The sequence below is a fragment of the Streptomyces sp. NPDC001156 genome, assembly GCF_053598275.1.
Genome location: NZ_JBSFJX010000349.1, coordinates 1 through 5,265, shown reverse-complemented (window position 1 = coordinate 5,265; position 5,265 = coordinate 1). Strand labels below are relative to the sequence as shown.

6 protein-coding genes and 1 pseudogene are annotated in these 5,265 nt (G+C 68.2%); 2 read left to right on the top strand and 5 right to left on the bottom strand.

Annotated features, from left to right (window positions below; genetic code table 11):
• The 3 genes from ACWDA7_RS49925 to ACWDA7_RS49915 all read right to left on the bottom strand — a co-directional run.
• Window positions 1-209, bottom strand: a 209-nt coding sequence (locus ACWDA7_RS49925; protein ID WP_450614497.1) for a helix-turn-helix domain-containing protein, incomplete at its 3' end; no start/stop codon positions are given.
• A 634-nt stretch (window positions 210-843) separates the two neighbouring features.
• On the bottom strand, window positions 844-1,065 hold the full coding sequence (locus tag ACWDA7_RS49920; RefSeq protein ID WP_450614495.1) for a LexA family protein: 222 nt from the start codon (window positions 1,063-1,065) through the stop codon (window positions 844-846).
• Entirely contained in the window at window positions 1,062-1,265 is a 204-nt protein-coding gene (locus ACWDA7_RS49915) for a hypothetical protein (protein ID WP_450614493.1), read from the bottom strand. Before ACWDA7_RS49915 ends, ACWDA7_RS49920 begins: the two co-directional genes overlap by 4 nt.
• A 282-nt stretch (window positions 1,266-1,547) precedes the next feature.
• On the opposite strand from ACWDA7_RS49915, the gene ACWDA7_RS49910 reads away from it, so the two are divergent.
• On the top strand, window positions 1,548-2,075 hold the full coding sequence (locus ACWDA7_RS49910; protein WP_450614491.1) for an STM3941 family protein: 528 nt from the start codon (window positions 1,548-1,550) through the stop codon (window positions 2,073-2,075).
• A 39-nt stretch (window positions 2,076-2,114) separates the two neighbouring features.
• Here the strand turns inward: ACWDA7_RS49910 and ACWDA7_RS49905 are convergent.
• Together ACWDA7_RS49905 and ACWDA7_RS49900 are read right to left on the bottom strand one after the other, a co-directional pair.
• Window positions 2,115-2,523, bottom strand: a pseudogene (locus tag ACWDA7_RS49905) (transposase).
• Window positions 2,524-2,560: 37 nt separating this feature from the next.
• Window positions 2,561-4,111, bottom strand: a complete 1,551-nt coding sequence (locus ACWDA7_RS49900) for an FG-GAP and VCBS repeat-containing protein (RefSeq protein WP_450614489.1) — start codon at window positions 4,109-4,111, stop codon at window positions 2,561-2,563.
• A 394-nt stretch (window positions 4,112-4,505) separates the two neighbouring features.
• Here ACWDA7_RS49900 and ACWDA7_RS49895 point away from each other — a divergent pair, with 394 nt between their 5' ends.
• Window positions 4,506-5,066, top strand: coding sequence for an HD domain-containing protein (locus tag ACWDA7_RS49895; protein ID WP_450614487.1), 561 nt, complete (start codon window positions 4,506-4,508; stop codon window positions 5,064-5,066).
• Window positions 5,067-5,265 lie beyond the last annotated feature (199 nt).

Here is a 5,265-nt window from a genome sequence, read left to right as displayed (position 1 = left end):
TGGGAGCCGGAGACGCGCACGTACAGGCCCTCCAGGCGGACACGCTCCCCACCGGTGGAGACCTTCATCGCCTCCACATCGATCGAGGAGAACCGACGCTCACGCCCGACCCAACTCACCGGAATCTTCCCCGAATCAGCCCACAGACGAAGCGTCACCGGATGAACACCCAAACGTTTCACGGCCTTTGAGAGTCGAAGAAGTTCCACACAATCACCGTACGATCACTGAAGAACTCTAAGCAAATTGATGAGCCTGTACCTGGCGTATAGCCCGACTCGTCTGCCATCTGGGCTTTGGCCTGGGCTTATGGTCTGGTCGGGGCTCTTTACCGTGTCCAGGCAGTGCCCGCTTCGACCTGCGAATTCCCGGGTGTTCCCGCGCGAGTGTGCACGCGTTGTGCACTCGCGTACCTCTCCGGGGAGGCGTTCAGCGGTGAGCGCCGCAGCCGAAGCGTCGGCCTGAGCGTCGAGCGTGAGATCACGCTGTGCGTGGTGACTGAGCTCGTGGGCGCGGTGGTAAGGCTGACGTTCCTGCCTCGCGATGCAGGGTGCTCCCGTTGGGGAGATGTTCCCCGCGCGGCGGCTGTTGGTGTTCTCCAGTGCGATGACGCCGGCCCGCCCAGCAGGTCCGAGCCGCCCTCGGCAGCATCCGAACCTGCGCGCACGACTCCGGAGTGAATGCCTCGATCACTCCGCATGGCTCCCTCACCTGCGGCGATGTCCATCGAAGGGCGCCAGCGACACAGACTGTGTCGAAGGTGTGTCGGACGCATTGGCGCAGCTGACCGTGTCTGTACCTGAGGCGGCTCCGGACCACTGCCGGGAAACCCCGCCGCTCCATCTATCGCGGCAGCGAGATGCCTCGGCCTCTACCGCGGCGCACGCTCCGGTCGATGGCCCCAAGCTGTTCCATCCTGTCGAGCTGGTAAGCCACGGACGACTTGCTCGACAGGCCAACGACTTGACCGATCTCCCGCACCGAGGGTGTCTCTCCGTACGCGGCGATCCAGTCCCTGATGCACTTCAGGATTCGTTCCTGACGCTCGGTTAGGTGATCGTTCACGACACCTCTTCCTTCTGGGAGCGGCCCTGCCGGCGCAGTTCCACCTTGGCCGCCGGTGATCGGCCGGCCTGCGTGTGCCAGTACGGATGGGAGGCAAGTCGGCTGGAGAGCTCCTGCAGGCGTCTGCGTAGCGCTGTGGTCTGGGGAGGCCGTTGGGCGAGCGCTTCGTAGGTCCGGTTCCAGTCGCGCTGGGTCTGCATCAACTCGGGTGGCCGCTCTCTGCGGTGCTCGAGTCACGGCATCCGAGCCCTATCCACACGTGGGCGCGCGTCGGCGCAGCGCGCGCGGAGCGGGCCGAAGGCAGGAGCGCAGCGCGCAGCGGAGCCGGGAAGCGCGCCCGGCGGAGCGGAGCGCAGCCGGTGCTTGATGAACGTAGGGAAACTCTGCCCGCAGGGCATGCTTGCTGGGTGCCGGCCACGGCACCAGACGGTCTGCCGAAAAGGCTTCCGCTGACGAGGGCTCTGGTCCTATCGTCTGAGCCCGTGATCAGAAACGGCGTTCCACTGCCCCCGACGGTCTACCCGCTCGCCAAGGGACGTGTGTGGGCCATGCTGGCCGGCTCTGTGGTCTTCGTCGCTGTGGGCCTTGTTTTCCTGGTCGCCCACAGCACCGTGAAGATGACGGTGGCAGGGGCGCTGGCCGTGCCCTTCTTCGGGTTCTGCACGGTGCTCATCATCCAGCGCCTGCTCCGCGACCGACCGGAGTTGATGCTGGACGACGCGGGAGTGGACCACGTGAGGCTGGGCCGGTTCGGCTGGGACGAGATAGCCGCCGTGCGGATCCGCGAGCAGCGGGTACGTAACACCTCGCAGTGGTTCATCGAGCTGGTGCTGCACGATCAGGACGCCTATCTGGCTCGAGCACCCAAGCTCGTCCGCAGCACCGCGTCCATGAACGCACGACTCGGCTTTGGTCCGGCCACCATGGCCACCAACACCTTGCCGGTGCCGCCTGAGGCGGTCCTGGACGCGATGCGGCGTCACCGCCCCGGACTCGCAGTACAGCACTGAGCGCGCCCGTTGGCCGACCGGCTGGTCCTGTCTCTTTGGTCAGCGCCGTGTCCAGATGAGGATGCCAGCAAGGTGGAGTGCGGCCTGGTAGGCGATGGCGAGTTTGTCGGTTCGCGCGACCAGGCCGCGCCACTGCTTGAGGCGGTTGATGCACCGTTCGACGGTGTTCCGCTGCTTGTAGGCGCACGCGTCGAAGCCGGACGGGCGGCCACCTTGGCGGCCTCGTCGTAGGCGGTGGCCGATCTGGTCGGAGGGCTGCGGGATGACCGCGCGGATTCCCCGGCGTCGCAGGCAGGTCTGGCCAGGGTGAGTTGGTGCGGTACTTCCACGCGATGGCCTTGAGGGTGCGGCGGTGGTCGGCCCACCGCCGCTCCCGGGCCGGCTGGGCTGGCATCAGCGGCAAGATCCGGTCCCACATCGCATCAGTGATCAGTAATCGGACAGGTATATCCGAGCAACTGATCAACCCATCAAAGAGACACGCGCTAGTCGTCGATCGCCGCCCCGTACAGTGCGTCCGTCGGCAGGCCGCCGAACGCGCTCGGGCCGTAGTTCCAGGAGCCGGAGGTGGTCAGGCCCGAGCTGCGCGCGGAGAACACCCAGACGTAGCCGTCGTTCGTGTTCTCACCGGGTGCCGAGGCGAGCAGGCCGAAGCGGCCGTCGTCGTTCGGGTCGGTGAAGGAGACCTGGCCGCCGAACTTGTCGCCCTTCTCGACGGTGCCCGGGACGTTCGCGGTGCCCTGGTTCACGGACAGTGCGCCGGTGGACGTCATGCCCTTGACCGAGCCACGCAGGACCGTGACGGCGCCCGCGTCCGCGACGCTGCCGATGTCCTCGCCCGCGACACCGATCGCCACGTCCGCGTATCCGTCGCCGTTGCTGTCGCCGACGGAGAGGTCGGTGCCGAAGCCGTCGCCCTGCTCGTTCGCGCCCGGCACGCCCGCCGAGTTCTGGGTCCACCACACGGGAGGGGTGCCCGGCCCCTCCCGGCCGGCGGGCCCGGCCGCACTGCCGTAGTAGACGCCGACCATGCCGCCGGTCATGCTTTGGCCGCCGTCGTCCGGGCTGTGCGGCTCGCCGGTAACCAGGTCGTCGTAGCCGTCGCGGTTGATGTCGCCGGACGCGACGACCGGGCCGCCGCGCACCGCGGTGATCGGCAGCGGTTCTTCGTTCGACGCGGTGCCGGGCAGGATGTACGACCAGCCGTAGCCCGGCTCGCCGCCCACGCTGGTGCCGGAGACGACCAGGTCGGCGAAGCCGTTGTTGTCGTAGTCGCCTGTGGTCATCGACTTGGGCTGGATGCCCGGTGCGTCGTCGGCGGAGGCGTGGCTGAGCGTCTTCCGCGGAGGCGAGGTGAGCGTGGTGCGCGACTTCTGCACGGGCCGCCGCGCCTGTGCGTCCGCGCTCTTGGCGGTGGGCTGGGGGGCGGGCTCGAAGGTGTAGATCGTCAGCCCGACCGAGTCCATGACGGCGAGGGAGTCGCCCGGAGTGGTGTCGCCGAAGCGGGCCGCGGCGAGCGAGGCGCCGAACCTGCCGCCCGTGGTGGGGTCGTCGGCCTGCAGCCAGTCGCTGGCCGATCCGGTGAGGCCCTTCGGCGTGCCCCACAGGATGACCGCGCCGCCCGCGTTGGCGACGGCGCCGAGGTCCTCGCCGGGGATGCCGATGATCGCGTCGTCGTAGCCGTCGCCGTCGAGGTCGCCGGTGGCCAGCGACTTGCCGAAGCCGTCACCGGTCTCGGCGGCGCCGGGGACGCCCGTGGAGTTCTGGCTGAAGGCCTTGGCTCTGGTCGTGCCGATGCCCTTGGGTCCGCCGTACTGCACGGTTACCATGCCGGCGCCCTTGTGCCCGCCGACCGCCGCGCCGGGGCCGCCGACGAGCACGTCGTCGTATCCGTCGCCGTTGAAGTCGGTGTTGCGGTCGTTGGCGTGTGTTCCGCCGGGTGTTCCGGCGTAGACGCTCGGAGCGGTCGCGATGACCGCGCCCGTGACGAGGAGAAACGATGCCGCCGCGACGGCGGCCGAGCGGTGCTTGCGCATGAGCGGCTCCTTGGCTCAGATACGACCGGCTGGCTCGGGGGCGCGGGGGGTGTCCGGATAGGTCCCGTTCCTATGTCCGGCGCGGTGTTTGACACGGCATGGGGAGGAAGGGTTGTACAGGAGGCATGTCTGTTTTGCTGAAGAAGATCACCTCTTCGCCGAAGAAGGTCGCTTCGAGTCGGGCACCCGGGGCGAGGGCAGCCGCGCACACGCGAAGGGCCGGAGCCATGCGAGGCGGCTCTGGCCTTCGAGCAAGGCGTGCCCACCGCGACCACGGTCCTGACGGACGTCTGCCACGTTTGGCGATCCGGCGTCGGGCTTGCGTCGTCACATGATCCGGTATATCTGGCGCCGGACTGTCGGTGATCCATCCCGCTGAGCTACGGTGCGGTTTATGCCTTCTGCACTGGACACGCCTCAGGGCGCGGCCGAACTGGCCGAGTCTCTGTTGCCCCCGCTTGGGAACCGCTGGCTGCACACGCAGGCCGTTGCGGCCCGTGCGCGCGAGGTAGCTGCCGCTGTGTCCGAAGAAGATCGGGACCTGCTCGTTGCCGCCGCCTGGTTGCATGACATCGGGTATGCCCTGGAGCTGCGCGAGACCGAGTTCCACCCACTCGATGGCGCCCGCCATCTGGAACGGCTCGGCGCGCCGGCGCGGCTCGTACGACTGGTGGCTCACCACTCTGGCGCCGTGTACGAGGCGGAGCAGCGTGGACTCACCGCTGAGTTGGCCGCATATGAGCGTGAGGACTCCTCGGTCTCGGACGCGCTGACGTGTGCCGACATGACGACCGGTCCAGCCGGGCAGTCCTTCGACTTCGATCAGCGCATCGACGAGATCTTGGAGAGGTACGAGCCGGGGAGCGCGGTGCACAACGCGATCAGCAAGGCGCGGCCGTATCTCGGAGCCGCCGTCGAGCGGACGCGTGCCCGCCTTGCTGATCAGCCGATGTAGGGCTTCGGTCGGTTGGCCAAGCCGTGCTCGATCCGCATCCGAGATGGGCCGCAAGCACGGCCGGGCCGTGCACCTGGTGCACCACGATGGACTGTGCGCGGTGTGGAGCGAGAACCAAGTCATCCCCGGTCCCTTTCGGTCCCGCCCCGTGGCCGGGAAAATCGGGCGTGGTGCCCGTCTGGATGACGTCGAGTGTGCT